An 18365-nucleotide genomic window follows, 5' to 3' on the forward strand; every position below is an offset into this window, starting at 1 on the left:
TGGCGGCGAATGGGCTATCCCTGACCTGCTCCGCAGGGGTTCCGTTTCCTCCCCACGGCTAAAGCCGGGGGTTTCCACGGAAGACATTCGATGACGGAGGCGGACGGCTGCCTGGTGACCGTGTGCCGGGACTGCTGCTGCGGCAGCGCCCGCAAGCACCCGGAGGTGGACCACGACGCTCAGCTGCGGCACCTGCGCGACACACTGCCGGCCCCGCACCGCGTCCGGGTCAGCACCTGCCTCGATCTGTGCGCGCAGTCCAACGTGCTCGTCGTCCACCCCAGCCGGGCGGCGCGCCGCGCCGGGGCGCGGCCGGTCTGGTTCGGTCTGGTCCTCGATGGCGCGATCACCGAGGACATCGTCGAGTGGGTCGGCGCCGGCGGGCCCGGCGTCGCACCCCTGCCCGCCGTGCTGGAGTTGTCCGTGGTCAGTCCGGGAATCCACGCGCCGGTCGACGGTGCGCGGTATCAGAACGGATAGGCGTAGACGGCCCTCGACGCAGGAGCCGGCTGGGGTGCCGTGCGGTGGGCACCCGGTGGAGTGCTCGACGTACTTCCATGGTGGCGTACGCAGGCCGGCGTAAAAAGTGGCCGACGAGTGGGCGCGACTGTCGCAGAAACCGGTTACATTGCTCGGATCGGTACCAGACGACACACCTGGAGGTGCCCCGGTGACCAGCAGCAGCGAGTCGCGGCCGGCCGACGCCCGATCCGACTGGGAGGCGCGCATCGCGCTGCGCAGCGACGAGGCGGGCACGACAGCGGTCACCCCGGTCCTCGACCCGCCCGCCGACCTGGAGGCGCTCGCCGGCGTCGGCCACGTACGACTGTCCTGGTCTTCCGTGCCCGACGCCGTCGGCTACCTGGTGCACCGCGCCCCGCTGCGCGACGGCGTCCCCCACGGCGAGTTCGCGCCGGTCGACCACCGCGGCGGTGACGTGCTGTCCGTGCCCGACACCTGGTACGTCGACACCACCGGCGAGCCGGGCCGGCCGTACGCGTACGCGGTCGCCTCGGTCGGCGAGGTCACCGTGACGGGGCCGCTCGGCGCGCCGGTGACCTGCACGGCGCTGCCCGCCGGCGGCGCCGCGCCGACCGTCGTGCTGCACGTCGACGCCGCCGCCGAGGGGGGCCCGCTGCACCGCCCCTGGCAGCCGATGATCGGCAGCGAACGACTGTCCCAGCTGCTGTGCACCGACACCTCGGGCGGGCGGGAGATCGGCGTCGAGCTGCTGGCCGCGCTGCGCCGGATCCACGACGAGATCGGCGTGCGGACCGTGCGGGCGCACTCGATCCTGCACGACGACCTGGCCGTCTACCGCGAGGTGGACAGCGAGCCGGTCATCGACTTCACCGGCGTCGACCGGGTCTACGACCTGCTGCTCTCCACCGGGCTGCGGCCGGTCGTGGAGATCGGCTTCATGCCCCGCGACCTGGCCCGCGACCCGGAGCGCACGGTCTTCGAATACCGCGGTGTCATCTCCCCGCCGAAGGACTGGGAACGCTGGGCGGAGCTGGTCCGGGCCCTCGTCGCGCACCTGCTGGAGCGCTACGGCGAGGAGGTGCTCTCCTGGGACTTCGAGGTGTGGAACGAGGCCAACCTGGAGGTGTTCTGGTCGGGCACCCGCGAGGAGTGGATGCGGCTGTACGACGTCACCGCCGCCGCGGTGAAGTCCGTCGACCCGCGGATCCCGGTCGGCGGCCCGTCCTCGGCCGCCGCCGGCTGGGTCGACGCGCTGCTGGCGCACGCCGCCCGCTCAGGCGCGCCGGTCGACTTCGTGTCCACCCACACGTACGGCAGCCCGCCGCTGGACCTGCGCCCCACCCTGCGCCGGCTCGGCTTCCCCGACGCCCGCCTGCTGTGGACCGAGTGGGGCGTCACCCCCACCCACTTCCACCCCGTCAACGACGGCACCTCCGCGGCGACGTTCCTGCTCAGCGGCATGCGCTCGGCCGCCGGCCGGGTCGACGCCCTGTCGTACTGGGTCGCCAGCGACCACTTCGAGGAGCTGGGCCGCCCGCCGCGGCTGCTGCACGGCGGGTTCGGCCTGATCACCGTGGGCGGCATCGCCAAGCCGCGCTACCACGCCCTGCGGATGCTCTCCCGGCTCGGCGAGACCGAGCTGCCGGTCCGGGCGTACGGCGACGGCGCGGACGGGCTGGTGCAGACCTGGGCCAGCCGGCGCGCCGACGGGAGCCTGGCCATCCTGGTCTGGGGCTCCACGCTCGACCAGTCCAAGCGCGACGGCGACCCGGCACTGGCCCGGCGGATCCGGCTGGCCGTGGAGGGCGCCGCCGGGCGGACCGTCACGCTGACCCGGCTGGACCGCGAGCACGGCGACGTCACCACCCTCGCCGGCCGGCTGGGCGTGACCGAATGGCCGACCGAACGGCAGTGGGCCGCGCTGCTCGCCGCCGACGCCCTGGCGGTGGAGAAGGCCGAAACCACCGCCGAGGGCGGGGCGGCGGTGCTGGAGCTGCACCTGCCCCAGCCGGGCGCCGTGCTGGTCGAGGTCGCCGGGAGCTGACCGCCGGCGATCCGCGGCAGGAGTACGCGCTTCAGGCGTCGGTACCTCCAGTGGTGGTGTCCGCCGGGCAGCCGCAGCTGCGGCGCACGACGAACTCGGTGGGAAGGACGACGCTGTCCGGCGCGGGGGCGTCGGGAGCCTCGACGGCCCGCAGGATCATGCGGGCCGCCTCGGCCGCCAGATCCCGTACGGGCTGCCGGACGGTGGTGAGCGGGGGCGAGACGAGCGCGGCCATCGGCGCGTCGTCGAAGCCGGTGACGACCAGGTCCCGCGGCACGCGCAGGTCCCGGCGGAACGCCCCGACGAGCGCGCCGAGGGCGATCTCGTCGTTGGCGCAGACGATGGCGTCCGGGGCGGCCGCGCCGTCCAGCAGCCGGTCGGCGGCGAGCACGCCGTCGGGCTGCTGCATGGCGACCCGGACCGGGTCCGTGGGTGGGACGAGCCCGAGTTCGCGGTGGGCGGCGAGGAAGCCGGCCCACCGGTCGCTGACGTCGGGCGAGCCCTCCGGGGTGCCCGCGAAGGCCAGGTCGCGCAGGCCGTGGTCGATCAGCAGGTGCCGGGTGAGCCGGGTGGTCGCGGCGGCGTTGTCCACGCTGACCGAGGGCACCGTCCCCGGGCCGCGCCCGGCCAGGACGACGACCGGGGCCAGTTCGGCCAGCCGCAGCAGCGTGGTGTCGGAGATGGTGCCGCCCATCACCGCGAGGCCGTCCACCCGGCGGGCCATCTCCAGCACCTCGGTGTCGGAGTCCTCCCGCAGGTGGGTGCAAAGGATGTGCACGCTGGCCCGGGCGGCCACGGCCTCGGACTCGAAGCCCTGGATCAGCTCGCTGAAGTACGGGCCGGCCAGGCCGGGGAAGACCAGGCCGAGCGCGCCGTGGCGGCGGGCGGCGAGGGCGCGGCCGAGGTGGTCCGGACGGTAGCCGTGCTCCTCGATCGCCTCGAGCACTCGGCGGCGCATCTCCTCCGACACCTGACCGGTGCCGTTGGAGACCCGGGAGACCGTGGCGGTGGACACGCCGGCCAGTCGGGCGATCTCCCGAACCGTCACCCGAGTCTTGCCCATGATCCCCTCGATCCGTACGCGCCCGCGGAAGAAAACGGTTTCAGGCACCATAGGCAGGCCAACCGCGGAGCACAAGTAGCCGAAGCGAGGAACCCGGGACTTCGCCACGGTGACCGCCCGGCGGTCCACGGCAGGCGGTGTCCTTCCCGCCGGAGGACGACGGGAAGGACACCGCGGGGTGTGAATCGCGAACGATCAGGCGAGGTCGTACGACAGGCCGGGCCAGAACCTCGGCAGCGCGCTGAACCAGGCCTTTCGCGGCGTGGTGTTGCAGCCCGCCGTGCTGCGGCTGTGCAGGCCGAACGCGTACCGGCGGCCCGACGACGGGAGCCAGTAGACTCCGCCTCCGCTGTCACCGGGGCACGGGTCGTACCCCTCGTACCGGACCAGGCCGCGCACGGCCGCGTCGCTGGTCTTGGTGACCACGCCGCACGGGTTGCCCGACGTGGCGGGCGCCGCGTAGCGGGCCGAGATGCAGACGACGTCGCCGACCCAGATGAAGGACATCGTGTGCGCCCGCCCCTTCACCGGAACCCAGGTCGATCCGGAGATGGCGATCCGGCCGAGGGTGTCCGCCGCATACCCGGCGTTGGTGACCTGGATGGCCGCGGCGTCGACCGGACCGGAGTTGAGCGCGTTGACCGGGCTCAGCGGGCCGATGAACGTGCCGGCGGTGGACCAGTTGCTCACCGTGCCGCTGCCGCAGTGGCCGGCGGTCAGCGCCCAGCGCACGCCGCTGCTGCGGGCCGTGAAGCCCAGCGAGCAGCCGCCGCCGGAACGGGTGATCACCAACCCGGCGCGCAGGCTGTCGTTGCAGTTGGCCCGCGTGGTGCAGACGTCGTCCTCGATCTCCTCGGTGGTTGCCGGCACGATGGTGGCCCAGTCCGGTACGGCGTCCTTCGGGAGGCTGGCCTCCTCCTCCGCCGTCAGGGCGACGGTCACCTTGTTGGTGCTCACCTCGACGCCGACCCGGCCCCTGGCCAGTTTGCCGAGTTCGTCGGTGCCGGCGCGTACCGTGTCGGCCAGCCGTTCCAACTCGTCGTAGTTGTACCTGACCACGTGGGCGTTGACGACGAGGCCGAGTGACCTGCCGGCCTCCGCGGCCCGGTCGGCGGTCTCCTGGGTGGTCAGTGCCACGTGGGTGATTCCGGAGAGCGCGTCGAAGTGGCCGCCGCCGTACGTCTGGGGGTCCTTCGCCAACTGCTCGTGCAGTTGCTTGCGGGTCTCCTGCTGCGTGGCCGCGAGCTTCGCGGCGTCGTAGGAGATCTGCGGGTACACGCTCCGGTAGGCGAGGATCGACGCCTCGGTCCCGTCCCGTCCCTCGTCGGCCGCAACCGGATCGGCCGCGTTCGCCGGCGCGGCCACCATCGACGCGGCCACCACCGCGGCGGCGACGCCCGCCAGCAGTCGGATTCTTCTCATGGGCTCCCCTCCTGGAAAAGCTGACTACTCCTCCAGAGCGGGGTGCGGCCGGAAAAATACATCCGGGATCGGTGCGGGCGGCCGCCGGCCGGATTCGGTGGAGCCATCCGTACCTCGCTTCGTTGCCGCCGGACGGTGTGCTGGCCGTTGTCCCTTCCCGTCGGGCCGGTCCCGCCACTGGATCGGATCGGTGGTGGCTGGCGTCAATGGGATCTATTCTGATCGATGTTTATCGAGGCTGGCCGGTGCCGGGTGGCGGGAGACAGTGAATCGGCGCGCGGTGCTGGTGACAGCGGGAACGATCCGATGCCAAGCGGCGCCGGGGACGGCGGAGCCGACCCGACAAGGGCTGTCGGCATCGGACACGGCGTCCGCGAGGGGAGATGCGTAATGCGCAGACTGACCGGGCCTGGGGAGTGCGAACGGCCCGACTCCGGGGCGGAGGCGAACGAGGACGCGATCAAGATGGCGTACGAGGACCACGACGGCAGGCGCGGGACGATCCTCCGCAACATCAGCCTCCACGGCAGGACGCTCGGCGCGGGCAGCCCGCGGGGGCGATCGTGACGGCCGACCAGGTCACGGGGACCGCGAACGAGCCGGTACGGCCGGCCGATGACACCGGTCGACCCCGATCGTGGCGGCGGCTCACCTGGCTGGTGCTGGGCGCGTCCGGGTCGTGGCTGGCGTTCGTGGTGGCGCACCTGCTCCTGTCCGGCCGGATCTGGTGGTGGAACCTGCCGGACCTGGCGCCCCCGCTGGTGTTCCTCGCGGTCCCGGTCCTGCTGCTCGCCGCCCTGCCCCTGGCCCGCTTTGCCAGGTGGGCCGTGGCGGCGCCGGCCGTGGCGGCGCTCGCGCTCGCGACGTCGCTGCCGACACCGGGGAGGAACAGCGCCCCGCATGGCAGGACCGCATGCGGTTCACCTCACCCACCGGCGTCGTCGTCCTCGACGCCGACCTGGTCGCGCTGCCCGGCCCGCCTCGCATCGAACTCGGGGCGGGGCCGGGCGGCTACGGCCTGGCCGTGGGACACGTGGGACGCACCGAGGTGCAGGACGCGGCCCGGCGGGTGAGCGAGGAGACCAGCCGCGCCTCGGCGGGGGGAGACCAGGGCGGCGTGGCGTTCTCTCGACGGCATCGAGCGGTATCTGATCCGCCTGTGGCCACTGGATGAAAAAGGCGCCTGACCCATCACGATTGGGATCGGGGCCACAATCTGGAGTGGACGGTCGACGCGGCTGGAAAGTAGTGCTTCCATTCATGGCGCCGCCACGGCAATTCGGTGTTCCGCGACGACCGGGAGGTGGAATGCTGCGGCCATTTTCCCGGCAGGTCGAACGATTGTGTGAGGAGTGCCGGAGGCGGGTCTTCGGCTGGAATGTTCACGTGGCCGGGGCGACCGTGTAGTTCCATGCCGGGGGCCCTTCGGGCGCCGGGGCGACCCGCCGGGTACCGCGACCGGTGCCGGCCATGACGCCGAGCTCGACCTCGTGACGGTCGGGTTCCCGGCCGCTGCGCTGCACCATCAGCGTGGAGCGGATGAGTTCGTTGATCCGGACCCAGCGCATGGTGATCGGCGGCAGGTAGCAGACGGAGATGAGCAGCCCGGTCTCGCCCGCGAGCTTCGTCATGGCGCGGCGCCAGGCTCGGCTGCCGGCCGCCCACACCGTGGTGTCGGCCACCACCAGGAGTTGGCCGCTCCATGCCGGCTGCCGTTCCCACCAGGTGCGGATCGCGCCCGCTGCCAGGGTCACCCTTCCGTCCTCGGCGTTGCGATCCGCCCCGTCGGCGATCGGGCCGGCCGCCTGGCGGCTCGTCGTCGCCGTGGCGGTGTCGGGTGGGCGGGCATCGCGCGGGTACGCCGTGTCCGGGGCGGCGGGGACGCCGATCCCGTCGCGCCGGATGCTCACGGTCACCACCGGCTGCCGCGTGGCCAACCACTGACCCACCCGTTCGTTCACCCGCCGGTACTGCTCCCGCCGGTCGAGTTGGCCCTCGTGGCCCGCCGGGCGGGAGCCGGGGAAGAGGCGGAACCCGTTCTGCCGTAACAGGCTCGCCACCGACCAGGCGGATATGCGGTGGCCGCGGCGCTGCAGGTCCGCGGCGAGCGCGCGGGTGGACGAGGCCGTCCACTGCAGGTGGGGTGTGGTGGCGGGACCCGGTTCCATCAGGTCGAGGAGGGCCGGCAGCACCTCCGGGTTACTCTCCGTGATCTTCTTGCGCCCGCCGCCCGGCCGGCGCAGGTTGCCGCGGCTCTGTTCGGGCCCCTGGAGCTCCCGGATCCCCTTGGACACGGTGTGCGGGTGTACGCCCACGGCGCGGGCGATCCGGCGGGCTCCGCCCTGGCCGAGGGAGACGGCGCGGGCGGCCAGGACCAGCCGGCGCTGGCGCTCGTCCAGATGCGGTTCGAGAAGGCGGAACTCCTTGAGGAAGCTTTCCGGTACGTCGCTCATCGGCCTCGGCACCCTCCCCGTGAATGCCACCGCCGCAACCATAGCGAAGTCCATCGGTGTTCATCGAACTAAAAAGCAACTTATTTTCTCGCACAGGGGGCGTTGGGGTGTCCGTCCCGCCGAAATGCAGGGGGGCGTCCGGAAGGTTGCCAATCGTGCGGGTAAATGTTCGGTGTCGGCGCGTTTCCCGTCGTGCTAATTGCTAGGGGACTGTCTCGGAGGGAGCGGCATGCGCGGGGAGGGCTTGAACGTGTCTACGACCGAGCCGAAGTTGTGGCCCCTGCTGCCGGCCCAGTCGGGAGTGTGGCTGGCCGAGTCGCTGGGCACCGGCGGCGCGTCCCGCAGCATCAGCGACCGCATCGACCTCTTCGGCCCGGTCGACCGGGACGCCATGGCCGCCGCGCACCGGCAGGTGGAGCGGGAGGCGGAGGCGCTGCGTCTGCGGTTCGCGGCGACGGCGGACGGGCCGGTGCAGTACGTGGACCCGGCGGCCGCCACACCGCTGCGGTTCGTGGACGTCAGTGCCGCGGCCGACCCGGAGCGGGCGGCGGCGGACTGGATGGAGGCCGACACCGCCGCCCCGGTCGACGTCTTCGGCTCCGGCCTGTGCACCACCGCGCTGCTGCGGCTCGGGCCCTCGCAGCACGTCCTCTACCGCCGGGTGCACCACCTGGTGATCGACGGCTGGAGCCTGGCCGCGCTGCACCGCCGTACCGCCGAGCTCTACACCGCCTTCGTCGCGGCGCCCGCCGCCGGCGAGGCCGGGGTGGGCCGGCCGTTCCCGCCGTACCAGGTCCTCGTCGACGCCGAGGCCGGCTACCGAGCGAGCCCCCGACACGAGCAGGACCGGGCGTTCTGGGCGGAGCGCCTGCGTGACCTGCCGGAACCGGTGCGGCTCGCGGGCCGGCGGTACGCGCGGTCCGGCACCGTCGTGCGGCAGCGTGCCGCCGTCCCCGCCGAACTCGTGGCCCGGCTGCGGGCCGCCGCGGCCCGCTTCGGGGTCGGCTGGTCCGAGCTGGTCGTCGGGTTGGTGAGCGCGTACGTGGCGCGGATGACCGGAGCGGACGACCTGGTGGTCGGGATGCCCGTGACCGCCAGGGTCAGCCGCGCCGAGCGTGCGGTGCCCGGCATGACGACGAACGGGATGCCGCTGCGGCTGCGGCTGACCTCGGAGCCGAAGCTCGGCGACGTCCTGACGTCGGTCGCCGTGGAACTGCGCGAAGCCCTGCTGCACAGCCGGTACCCCACCACCCGCATGATCGCCGATCTGGGCCTGACCGGCACGGGACGCGCGTTGTGGGGTCCGATCGTCAACGTGATGGGGACGGACGCGCCGCTGGACTTCGCCGGTCGACAGTCCGCTCTCCGAACGCTGTCGAAGCCCGACATCGAGGACTTCTCCGCGATCTTCTTCCAGCTTCCCGACGGCGGCGTCGAACTGATCCTCGACGCCGACGCGGGCGGCTACTCGGCCGCCGAACTCGGCGCCCACCTGCGGCGGCTGCTCGTCTTCCTCGACGCCGCCGCGACCGCCGACCCGGCGACCGCGGTGGCCGACGTCCCGATGGTGGACGAGGCGGAGCTGCGCCGCCTGCGGAACCTCGGCGCCGGCCCGAGCCACGACATCCCCGACATCGGCGTGCACCAGCTGGTGGAGGAGTGGGCCGACCGCACGCCGGACGCGCCGGCGCTGCACTACGCGGACACCGTCGTCACGTACCGCGCCCTGGACGAACGCGCCAACCAGCTGGCGCGTCTCCTGGTCGCCCGCGGCGTCGGACCGGGACGGACGGTCGGCCTGGCCCTGCCCCGCTGCCCGGACCTCGTCGTCGCGGCGCTGGCGGTGCTGAAGACCGGGGCGGCCTTCCTCTCCCTGGACACCGCCTACCCCGCGCCACGCATCGCGTTCATGGTGGCCGACGCCGAGCTGAGCCTCGTCCTGGCGCACGAGGACACCGCCGCCGTCGCGGGCGACGGTGCCGGGACCCTGGTCCTGGACGCGCCGACGACCAGGGCGGCGCTGGCCGCGGAGTCGCCGAAGCGGCTCACCGACGCCGACCGGCTCGCGCCGTTCTCGCCGCGGTCGCCCGCGTACCTGATCTACACCTCCGGCTCCACCGGCACCCCGAAGGCGGTCGTGGTGGCGCACCGGGGCGTGGTGAACGTGACCAACGCGATGGTCGACCGCCTCGGGCCGGGCCCGGGCCGGCGCACCCTGCAGTTCGCCTCGCCGAGTTTCGACGCTTTCGTCGGCGAGATGACCCAGTCGATCTTCCTGGGCGGCACGCTGGTGGGCGCGCCCCAGGAGCAGCTCGCTCCGGGCCCCGACCTGGCGGCGCTGCTGCACCGGCAGCGGGTGAACGACGTGGTGCTCGTACCCTCGGTCCTCGCCCAGCTGGCGCCGGCGGACCTGCCGCCCGGGACGACCGTCTCCATCGTGGGGGAGGCCGCGGCACCCACGGTCGTCGAGCGGTTCGCCCCGGTCTGCCGGCTCATCAACGGCTACGGCCCGACCGAGGGCACCATCTCGACCGCGATGAGCCAGCCGCTGTCCCCGGCCGACGCCACCCCGCCGATCGGTACCCCGCTGCGGAACCTGCGCGTCCACGTGCTCGACGACCGGCTGCGACCGGTGCCGGTCGGCGCGGTGGGGGAGCTGTACATCGGCGGCGCGGGCGTCGCGCTGGGCTACCTGAACAAGCCCGGGCTGACCGGCGGGCGGTTCCTGCCCGACCCCTTCGGCGGACGCGGCGCGCGGATGTACCGCAGCGGGGACCTGGTGCGGTGGAACGCCGACGGGCAGCTCCAGTTCGTCGGCCGCGACGACGGCCAGGCGAAGGTCAACGGGTTCCGCATCGAACTCGGCGAGGTGGAGGCGGCCCTGGTCCGGCTGCCCGGCGTGGCGCGGGCGGCGGCGACGGTGCACGAGGACCCGACCGGCGAGCGTCGCCTGCTCGGCTACGTCGTGGCGGCCCCCGGCGCCCGGCTCGACCCGCGTGAACTGCGGCGGGCGCTGGGCAGGGACCTCCCGTCCCACCTCGTGCCCCAGCTGCTGGGCGTGCTCGACGACCTGCCGCTCACCCGCAGCGGGAAGCTGGACCGGCGGGCCCTGCCGGACCTGCGCGGCGCCGGCGAACCGGCCCGCCGGTCGCCGCGCGGCCCGGTGCAGGAGGCGGTCGCCGCCGCCTTCTGCGAGGTACTCCGGATTCCCGCGATCGCCCTGCGGGACAACTTCTTCGAGTTGGGTGGCCATTCGCTGTCGGCGACGCGGCTCGTCGGCCGGCTCCGGAGCCGCTTCGGGGTGCAACTCGGCGTCCGGGAGCTCTTCCGGAACCTGACCGTGGAGGCGGTCGCCGAGCAGGTCGCCGCCACGGTCGGCGCGGACTGGGGCCGGGAGCCGCTGGTGCCGCTGCGCACGGCCGGCGGCCGGGAGCCGCTGTTCTGCGTCGCCGCGCCAGGCACGGACCCGTGGGTGTATCTGCGCCTGGCCCCGCACCTGCCGGACCGCCCGTTGTACGGCCTGCGCACCCCGGCCCCGGACGCCGGCGACGTCGTCGCCGCGCACGTCGAGCGCATCCGGGCGACGGGCGTGCCCGGCCCGTACCACCTCCTCGGCGTGGGCGGCGGCGCCGAACTCGCCCGACGGATCGCCGCCGCGCTGCCGGGCGGGGACGCGCCACCGGGGACGGTGGTGCTGGTGGAGGAGGCGGGTACCGGCGGACCGACGTACCGCGGCGACACTGTCGTCGTCACGGGACAGGAGCTCGGCGGCCCGGAGGAACCGTTCGAGCCGGAGCCGCTCGCCCGCCTCGGGGAGATCCTGCGCTCCGCACTGGACCGCCTGACCGCGACCGCCGCCGGCGCCCCGGACGGGGAGAGTGGCCGGCGGCAGAAGGTGACGGGCTGATGACGACCGTCGACGATCAGCAGCCTCGCAGCGGCGCCGGCCCCGTGGCCCTGGCGGAGCTGCGAGGCGAGTTCAGGCACCTGCGTACCGCGATCAACAACCGCACGTTCGCCGCGAAACTGGCCCTCTGCGCCGCGCTGACCGGCGGCGGAGCGGCGCTCGCGCTGCATCCGGCGCTCTGGAGCCGCGTCGTCGGCGTGGTGCTTCTCGGGTGCACGTTCGCCCACGCCGCGGAACTGCAGCACCAGACCCTGCACAGCCTCGGGTTCCGCAACCGACGGGCCAACACGGTGGCCGGCATCGTGCTCGGCGTACCCATGCTGATCTCGTTCGCCGCCTACCGCGCGACCCACCTGCGGCACCACCGCGACCTGGGTACGCCGGAGAACCGGGAGTTCTTCGACTACGGCGACCAGTACGGCGCGGACGGCCGGCGTTCCCGGTGGCGTACCGCGCTGACCTGGACCGTCCGCTTCACGATGCTGCACTTCTACCGGCTCTTCCTGGTCAACGCCGCCCGGGCCGCGCTGCGCCGCGACTACGCCGGCGAGTCGGCGGCCACGTCGCGGCGCATCCGGCGCGACCACCACGTCATCCTCGCGGCCGTGCTGGCGATGACGGCGCTCTCGGTCGCGCTGCGCGACCCCGTCGTGCTGTGGGTGTGGATCCTTCCGCTGCTGCTGGTGGCCGGCCCGGTGCACGCGGCCATCGAACTGCCGGAGCACTTCCGCTGCGAGACCCTCAGCGAGGACCCGTTCGCCAACACCCGCACCATCCGGTCGAACCGCCTGATGACGTGGTTCACCAACGGCAACAACTTCCACGTCGAGCACCACCTCATGCCCAACCTGCCGATCGAACGGCTGCCGGAGCTGCACGCCGAGGTGCGGCCGGGACTGAAGTACTTCCACACCAGCTACGTGGACTTCTTCCGAAAGGTGGTGCGCGGCTGATGGCCGACGTGACGTGCTTCCGGGTGGCGGAGTCGCCGGAGGACTGGGACGCCGTGATCCGGCTGCGTGAGGCGGTGTACGTGCACGACCAGTCCCGCCTCACGGACGTCGCCGACACGGCGACCACGTTCGACCGGTTCGACGGGTACGCCAGCTACATCCTGGCCGAGGACGAGACGGGGGCGATCGGCACGATCAAGGTGGTGCCCGACGGCGAGATCGGCCTGCCGTGCGACGACGTCGTCGACCTCGGCGCCCTGCGCCGGCCGGGGCACCGGCTGGTGGAGTTCGGCCACCTGATGACGCTGCCGCGCATCCGGCAACAGTCGGTCGGCATGGCCCTCATGCGGGAGGCGCTGGTGCACAGCGTCACGCGGCACCGCGCCACCCATGTGCTCGGCGACTTCTTCGCCGACGAGGACACCGGCGGCCTGCGCCCGTTCTACCTGGAGGTCGGCTTCGTGGCGCTGACCCCGCCGTACGCGGACGAGCGGTTCCACAACGCCCCGCTGAGCGTCGTGGGCGCCCTCGACGTCGAGGCCGCCGCGCGCCGGTGCCACACCGAGGAGGGCCGGGCCAGCCGGCTCCTGCAGTACTTCTTCGCCGACTACCACGCGTACGCCGCCGCGGCCTGACAGGTACAGGGGACGGAGCCACCGTGCGATCACACCGACAGCGACTCGCCGAGGCGAAGGCGGCACACAACCATCCCACCTACGCCACGATGTCCTTCGTCATGGGCTGCGGCGTCCAGGGCGAGGGCGCGGAGAGCTTCGTCGCCGACGAGGACGGGGGCCGCCTGCTGGCCCTGTTCGACCAGTACGGCAACCAGTCGTTCGGCTACTCCCATCCGCGGCTGATCGCGGCGGTCGAGGAGCAGCTGGCCACCCGCCGCCTCAACAGCACGAAGATCATGTTCGAGGAGGTGCAGATCCGGCTGACCGCCCGGCTGGCGGCGGTCAGCGGCGGCCGGCTGCCGTACGCGTACCTCGCCAACGGCGGCGGCGAGAGCATCGACAACGCGCTGAAGCTGGCCCGGGCGGCGACCGGGCGGCCCGGATTCGTCACCGCGGTCGACTGTTTCCACGGCAAGACGTTCGCCACCCTCAGCGCGTCCGGCCGCCCGGAACACGCCGCGCTGTTCCGCCCGTTCATGGACGGCTTCCGGCAGGTGCCCTTCGGCGACCTGGACGCCCTCGACCGCGCGGTCGGCACCGACACGGCGGCGGTGCTGCTGGAACCGGTGCAGGCGGAGGGCGGGGTGGTGCTGCCACCCGAGGGATACCTCGCCGAGGTGCGGCGACTCTGCGACGAGCGCGGCGCGCTGCTGATCCTCGACGAGATGCAGACCGCCTTCGGCCGCTGCGGCGCCCTCTTCGCGCACCAGCTCTTCGGCGTCACCCCCGACCTGATGTGCATCGGCAAGGCGTTCGGCGGCGGGGTCGTGCCGATCTCCGCCGTCATGGGCACCGCGCGGGTCTGGGAGTCCCTGCGCGACCAGCCGTCGACCTTCGGCTCCAGCCTCGGCGGCAACCCGCTGGCCTGCCGGGTGGCCCTGGAGGTGCTCGACATCGCCACCGCCGACGGCTTCCTCGCGTCCGTGGTCGACAAGGGCGCGCTGATCACCGAGCGGCTGGCCGCGGCGGTGGCCCGCCATCCCCGGCTGCTGTCCGCGCACCGCGGCGTCGGCATGATGCACGGCCTCGAATTCCACGACGAGTCGCTGGGCGGCATGGTCCTCGGCGAGCTGCTGCGCCGCCGGGTCACCTCGACGTACTCGCTCTACCACAACCGGGTGCTGCGGGTGCAACCGCCGATGGTGATCTCCACCGCCGACCTGACGGCGGGCCTGGCTGTGCTCGACGACGTGCTGGACACCCTGGACGGCGCCGCCGGCCCGGTGCCGGTCCGGCTGTCGCCGCTGACGCGGACGGTGGCCGTACCGCTGAGCCCCGCCGAGCTGGCGGCGCTCCTGCGCGCGCGGCCGCACCTGCTCGACCCGTTCGCCGCCGACCCCGAGGCGACGGGCGCCACGGCTGACCCCGAGGCGGCCGGTGTCGTGGCTGACCCCGAGGCGGCCGGTGTCGTGGCTGACCCCAAGGCGGCCGGTGTCGCCGTCGAGCCCGACTTCGCCGGGACGGTCGGCGGCCGGACGGCGCGGTGGACCGACCACGTCGAGGTCACGCCGGACGGCGTCGTGCTGCGCGCAGAGCCCGACTGGCTCTGGAACCGGCTCGAGCGCTCGGTGCGCTGGCGGCCCGACGAGGCGGGCGGCAGCGTGCTCACCGTCAGCCTCGACTGGGACGCCGGCACCGGCCCGTACGAACCGATGCTGGGCGGCCACGTCGGCCGCCTCGCACACGACCGCCTCGACACCCTGCTGGCGCGGCTGCGCCAGCCGGCCGGCGCCACCGACGCGAGGGACTGACCATGGAACTGGCCCATCTGATCGAGCAGTACCGCGACAACACCGACGCCGTGGTCGTCGAGATCGATGCCCGAGGGGACCGCCGGGAGATCAGCCACGCCGCGCTGGCGGATCTCGCGGAGCGCCGGGCCGAGCAGCTGCGCGCCGCCGGCGTCCGGGCGGGCGACGTCGTCGGGCTGCGCGCCCCAAACAGCATCGACTGGCTGAGCTGGGACCTCGGCGCGCTCCTCGTCGGCGCCCTGATCCAGGCGTTCCCGGACGACTTCCCCGTCGACGACGTGCCGGCGTTCACCGCGCGGCACGGCCTCGCGCTGCTGGTCCTCGGCGACGAGACGCATCCCGGCGATCCCGCCCGCCCGGCCCCGGACACGCCGCCGGACCTGCACAGCCTCGTCTACTCCTCGGGTACCAGCGGCACGCTCAAGGGCCTGCGGATCAGCCGCAGGGGCACCGAGTACGTCATCCGGCGGTTCATCGACAGCTTCCGCATCTCGTCGCGGGACCGGCACCTGATCTTCCTGCCGCTGGCCAACTACCAGCAGCGGCTGTCGGTCTACTGCTGCCTGTGGACCGGCGCGGACCTGGTGCTCGCGCCGTACCAGCGGGTCTTCGCCGCGCTGCGCGCCGAGGGCCCGACCTTCCTGATCGGCCCGCCGATCTTCTACGACGCGGTGTTGCAGCTCGCCACCAGAACGGGCGGGGGAGTGCCGCTCGGCGAGTTCCTCGGCGGCCGGCTGCGCTTCGCCATCACCGGCATGGCACCCATCCGGCGGGAGACCCTCGACGCCTTCGGAGCCCAGGGCGTGCGCCTGCTCGAGGCGTACGGGATGACCGAGAGCGGCATGATCGGCTGGAACACCCTGGAGGAGAACCGCCCGGGCACCGTCGGCAAGCTCATCGACCCGGACGCGGTGACCTTCCTGGCGGACGGCGAACTGCTGATCCACCGCCCGGCGCCGCTGAGCCTCGGCTACTTCGGCCTGGACCGGCAGGTGGCGGAGGAGACGTTCCGCCCGGACGGCACCATCGTCACGGGCGACTACGGGCGCCTGGACGCGGACGGCTACCTCACCCTGCTCGGGCGCAAGAAGGACGTCATCGCGCTCGCCAGCGGTCGCAAGGTGCACCCCGGCGAGGTGGAGTCCCACTTCGTCGGCGTACCCGGCGTCGCGGACCTCGTCGTGGTGCCCACGCCGAGCGCGCACGGCCTCGCCGGCATCGTCACGCCGACCGACGACGGCGACGCCCAGCGCGCCGCGATCATCGAGGGGATCGGCAAGGTCAACGAGCACCTGGACGGCCAGCACCGCATCGCGGTGGTGTTGTTCAGCCCGACACCGCTGCGCGGCGACTCGGCGTTCCTGACCGCCAACCTGAAGCTGAGCCGGACGGCCGTTGCCGCGTACTTCGCGCAGCGGCGGGACTCGGCCACCCCGGTCGCATGATCGTCGACGCCCACGTCACGCTGGCCAGCGACCGGGCCACCCCGCGTGACTTCCTCGAGGCGCAGGCGGCCAACGTCGCGAGCCGGCTCGCCGCGTACGGCGTCCGGGACCGGTACGGCGCCGTCCTCGACCAGCTGCTCGCCGGCTACCAGGACCATGACGGCGACCGGCTGGTCGCCGAGCTCGACGAGGCCGGGATCGACCAGGCGGTGCTGGTGGCGGCCGACTACTCCCGGGCCAGCCGGCACGCGGTCGCGCCCGAGGAGCTGGCCCGGCTGCATCGCCGGGTCTGTTCCCGCCACCCAGGCCGCTTCCGGGTGATGTGGGGGGTCGACCCGCGCGCCGGCGCGGAGGGCGTGGAGCTGTTCGAGCGGTGCGTGACCGAGTACGGGTTCGCCGGGATGAAGCTCTACCCGCTCACCGGCTACTCGCCGAGCGACCGTCGGCTCTATCCGTACTTCGAGGTGTGCGCGGCGCGGGGCCTGCCCGTGCTCACGCACACCGGGCCGGGCTGGGGCCCGCTCGACTTCACGCTCGGGCGGCCCCTGCTGGTGGACGACGCCGCCCGGGACTTCCCGACCGTGAACTTCGTCCTCGGCCACGGGGGAGTGACACACGTCGACGAGGCGTCGTACCTGTGCGCGCACCGGCCGAACGTCCATCTGGACATCAGCCAGTTCCCGTCGATGCTCAGCGCCGACGGCTGGGCGGCGCACCTGAACCGGCTGTTCCACACGGGGATCAACCACAAGATCCTCTTCGGGACGTGCTGGCCGTCGTTCCGCCTGTCCGCGTCGCTGACCACCGTGGTCGACGAGTTCACCGGGGAGGCGGTCCTCGCCGGCGTCAAGCGCCGGGAACGTCAAATGATCATGAGCGGCAACGTCCTGCGCCTGTTCGGCGCGGCGCCGGCCGCCGTCACCAGGGGAGGTCCCGATGGAGGTCGACACCGCAGCCCTGCACCAGGAGCTGATCGAGTGGATCGAGAACTGGAACGACGGTGAGGCCAAGGTCGCGGTGACCGCCGACACCCCGCTGCTGACCACCGGCCTGCTGGACTCGATGGGCATGGTGGCCTACCTGTCGTTCCTGGAGGATCGGACCGGCCGCAGGTTCGACCTGATGAACTTCACCGCCGGCCGCTCGGCGACCATCCGCCAGACCGTCGAGCACTGCCTCCAGTGATCTACGACGGCCACTGTCACGTCGCCTCGACGGACTTCATCCCCGACGCCTTCATCGGTGACGTCGCCGTCGGGATGCGCCGGCGGTTGCACGCCGTGGCCGCCGGCCCGCCGCTGGACCGGCTGCACGAGAGCTACCGCGCCCAGCACCGCGACCACGACGCCGACCGGCTGGTGGCGGAGATGGACGCGGCCGGCGTCGCGCGCGCGGTGCTGATGGTGCCCGACTTCGGGATGGTCATGCCGGGCCGGCTCGACCTCGCCGAGATGGCCCGCCGGCACCACGAGATCCGGCTGCGCCACCCCGGCCGGTTCTGGGTGTACCTGGGCGCCGACCCGCGGCGCGGCGCGGCAGGCGCGGACGCCTTCGCCGAGCTGGTGGACCGGTACGCGTTCGACGGGATGAAGCTCTACCCCCCGTGCGGCTACTCGCCGTCGGACCCGTCGCTCTACCCCTACTACGAGGTGTGCCGGAGCCGGTCCCTGCCGGTCTTCGTCCACACGGGGCCGACGGCGCACTCCCTGATGTTCACCACCAGCGAAGCCATCCTGGTGGACCGGGCCGCCCGGGACTTTCCGGACGTGCCCTTCGTGCTGGGGCACGGCGGGGTCACGGACGTCGAGGTCAGCTCGTACCTGGCGGCGCACCGGCCCAACGTCTATCTCGACACCGGCGGCTTCGCGGGCTCCCCGCTCGTGGGCGGCTGGCCGGCCCACCTGAACCGGTTGTTCCGGCTCGGCATCAACCACAAGATCATCTTCGGGACGGACTGGCCGCTCAACCAGCTCACCGGCGGCCTCCAGCGGCTGGTCGGCGCGGTCTGCGACGGCGACGAGGTGTTCGCCGGGGTCTCCCGGCGGGACCGCGAGCTCATCCTGTGGGAGAACCTGCTGCGAGTGCTGTCCCCGCGCAGCGCGGCGGCTGCCGGACCGCCACCGGCCCGCCGCGGTCGCCCCGCCTCGGGAGTGACGACATGAGGCCG

Annotated in this window: 15 protein-coding genes; 12 read left to right on the forward strand and 3 right to left on the reverse strand. The window is 73.2% G+C overall.

The window, feature by feature from the left end:
- Window positions 1–114: 114 nt before the first annotated feature.
- Both ACGFIZ_RS29335 and ACGFIZ_RS29340 read left to right on the forward strand, forming a co-directional pair.
- Window positions 115–480: a hypothetical protein gene (locus tag ACGFIZ_RS29335; protein WP_393425010.1), complete on the forward strand. Its 366-nt coding sequence runs from the start codon at window positions 115–117 to the stop codon at window positions 478–480.
- Between the two features lie 190 nt (window positions 481–670).
- Complete coding sequence (locus ACGFIZ_RS29340; RefSeq protein WP_393424910.1) at window positions 671–2527, forward strand: xylan 1,4-beta-xylosidase; 1857 nt, start codon at window positions 671–673, stop codon at window positions 2525–2527.
- Window positions 2528–2558: 31 nt separating this feature from the next.
- Here ACGFIZ_RS29340 and ACGFIZ_RS29345 read toward each other — a convergent pair whose 3' ends face one another.
- Complete coding sequence (locus ACGFIZ_RS29345; protein WP_393424913.1) at window positions 2559–3590, reverse strand: LacI family DNA-binding transcriptional regulator; 1032 nt, start codon at window positions 3588–3590, stop codon at window positions 2559–2561.
- Between the two features lie 195 nt (window positions 3591–3785).
- The gene (locus ACGFIZ_RS29350) at window positions 3786–5012 is read right to left on the reverse strand and encodes a S1 family peptidase (RefSeq protein ID WP_393424916.1); all 1227 of its coding nucleotides are present in this window, start codon (window positions 5010–5012) and stop codon (window positions 3786–3788) included.
- A 390-nt stretch (window positions 5013–5402) separates the two neighbouring features.
- Between ACGFIZ_RS29350 and ACGFIZ_RS29355 the strand changes: the two genes are divergently transcribed.
- Window positions 5403–5579, forward strand: a complete 177-nt coding sequence (locus ACGFIZ_RS29355) for a hypothetical protein (RefSeq protein WP_393424919.1) — start codon at window positions 5403–5405, stop codon at window positions 5577–5579.
- A 346-nt stretch (window positions 5580–5925) separates the two neighbouring features.
- Window positions 5926–6186 (forward strand): hypothetical protein, encoded by a 261-nt coding sequence (locus ACGFIZ_RS29360; RefSeq protein ID WP_393424922.1) that lies wholly within the window; start codon window positions 5926–5928, stop codon window positions 6184–6186.
- A gap of 208 nt (window positions 6187–6394) precedes the next feature.
- Here ACGFIZ_RS29360 and ACGFIZ_RS29365 read toward each other — a convergent pair whose 3' ends face one another.
- Window positions 6395–7465 (reverse strand): hypothetical protein, encoded by a 1071-nt coding sequence (locus tag ACGFIZ_RS29365; protein ID WP_393424925.1) that lies wholly within the window; start codon window positions 7463–7465, stop codon window positions 6395–6397.
- Between the two features lie 250 nt (window positions 7466–7715).
- On the opposite strand from ACGFIZ_RS29365, the gene ACGFIZ_RS29370 reads away from it, so the two are divergent.
- The 8 genes from ACGFIZ_RS29370 to ACGFIZ_RS29405 are packed head-to-tail and all read left to right on the forward strand — an operon-like array spanning window position 7716 to window position 18360.
- A complete protein-coding gene (locus ACGFIZ_RS29370; protein ID WP_393424928.1) occupies window positions 7716–11372 on the forward strand; it encodes an amino acid adenylation domain-containing protein in 3657 nt (1218 codons plus the stop codon).
- Window positions 11372–12325: a fatty acid desaturase family protein gene (locus ACGFIZ_RS29375; RefSeq protein WP_393424931.1), complete on the forward strand. Its 954-nt coding sequence runs from the start codon at window positions 11372–11374 to the stop codon at window positions 12323–12325. The genes ACGFIZ_RS29370 and ACGFIZ_RS29375 overlap by 1 nt, the downstream gene beginning before the upstream one ends.
- The gene (locus ACGFIZ_RS29380) at window positions 12325–12960 is read left to right on the forward strand and encodes a GNAT family N-acyltransferase (RefSeq protein ID WP_393424934.1); all 636 of its coding nucleotides are present in this window, start codon (window positions 12325–12327) and stop codon (window positions 12958–12960) included. The genes ACGFIZ_RS29375 and ACGFIZ_RS29380 overlap by 1 nt, the downstream gene beginning before the upstream one ends.
- A gap of 23 nt (window positions 12961–12983) precedes the next feature.
- Entirely contained in the window at window positions 12984–14753 is a 1770-nt protein-coding gene (locus ACGFIZ_RS29385; RefSeq protein WP_393424937.1) for an aspartate aminotransferase family protein, read from the forward strand.
- Between the two features lie 2 nt (window positions 14754–14755).
- Complete coding sequence (locus ACGFIZ_RS29390) at window positions 14756–16198, forward strand: AMP-binding protein (protein ID WP_393424940.1); 1443 nt, start codon at window positions 14756–14758, stop codon at window positions 16196–16198.
- Window positions 16195–17202: an amidohydrolase family protein gene (locus tag ACGFIZ_RS29395; protein ID WP_393424943.1), complete on the forward strand. Its 1008-nt coding sequence runs from the start codon at window positions 16195–16197 to the stop codon at window positions 17200–17202. The genes ACGFIZ_RS29390 and ACGFIZ_RS29395 overlap by 4 nt, the downstream gene beginning before the upstream one ends.
- Complete coding sequence (locus ACGFIZ_RS29400) at window positions 17135–17383, forward strand: hypothetical protein (RefSeq protein ID WP_347670703.1); 249 nt, start codon at window positions 17135–17137, stop codon at window positions 17381–17383. Before ACGFIZ_RS29395 ends, ACGFIZ_RS29400 begins: the two co-directional genes overlap by 68 nt.
- A complete protein-coding gene (locus tag ACGFIZ_RS29405) occupies window positions 17380–18360 on the forward strand; it encodes an amidohydrolase family protein (protein WP_393424947.1) in 981 nt (326 codons plus the stop codon). Before ACGFIZ_RS29400 ends, ACGFIZ_RS29405 begins: the two co-directional genes overlap by 4 nt.
- Window positions 18361–18365: the final 5 nt, after the last annotated feature.

It is taken from the genome of Micromonospora sp. NPDC048830 (genome assembly GCF_043198215.1).
Taxonomy (GTDB): domain Bacteria; phylum Actinomycetota; class Actinomycetes; order Mycobacteriales; family Micromonosporaceae; genus Micromonospora.

Excerpts from the sequence above, each read along its gene's own strand:
- ACGFIZ_RS29355 (WP_393424919.1), top strand. The coding sequence starts at position 5,403 with ATGCGCAGACTGACCGGGCCTGGGGAGTGCGAACGGCCCGACTCCGGG.
- ACGFIZ_RS29360 (WP_393424922.1), top strand. The coding sequence starts at position 5,926 with ATGCGGTTCACCTCACCCACCGGCGTCGTCGTCCTCGACGCCGACCTG.
- ACGFIZ_RS29375 (WP_393424931.1), top strand. The coding sequence starts at position 11,372 with ATGACGACCGTCGACGATCAGCAGCCTCGCAGCGGCGCCGGCCCCGTG.
- ACGFIZ_RS29380 (WP_393424934.1), top strand. The coding sequence starts at position 12,325 with ATGGCCGACGTGACGTGCTTCCGGGTGGCGGAGTCGCCGGAGGACTGG.
- ACGFIZ_RS29365 (WP_393424925.1), bottom strand. The coding sequence starts at position 7,465 with ATGAGCGACGTACCGGAAAGCTTCCTCAAGGAGTTCCGCCTTCTCGAA.
- ACGFIZ_RS29345 (WP_393424913.1), bottom strand. The coding sequence starts at position 3,590 with ATGGGCAAGACTCGGGTGACGGTTCGGGAGATCGCCCGACTGGCCGGC.
- ACGFIZ_RS29350 (WP_393424916.1), bottom strand. The coding sequence starts at position 5,012 with ATGAGAAGAATCCGACTGCTGGCGGGCGTCGCCGCCGCGGTGGTGGCC.
- ACGFIZ_RS29390 (WP_393424940.1), top strand. The coding sequence starts at position 14,756 with ATGGAACTGGCCCATCTGATCGAGCAGTACCGCGACAACACCGACGCC.
- ACGFIZ_RS29400 (WP_347670703.1), top strand. The coding sequence starts at position 17,135 with ATGGAGGTCGACACCGCAGCCCTGCACCAGGAGCTGATCGAGTGGATC.
- ACGFIZ_RS29395 (WP_393424943.1), top strand. The coding sequence starts at position 16,195 with ATGATCGTCGACGCCCACGTCACGCTGGCCAGCGACCGGGCCACCCCG.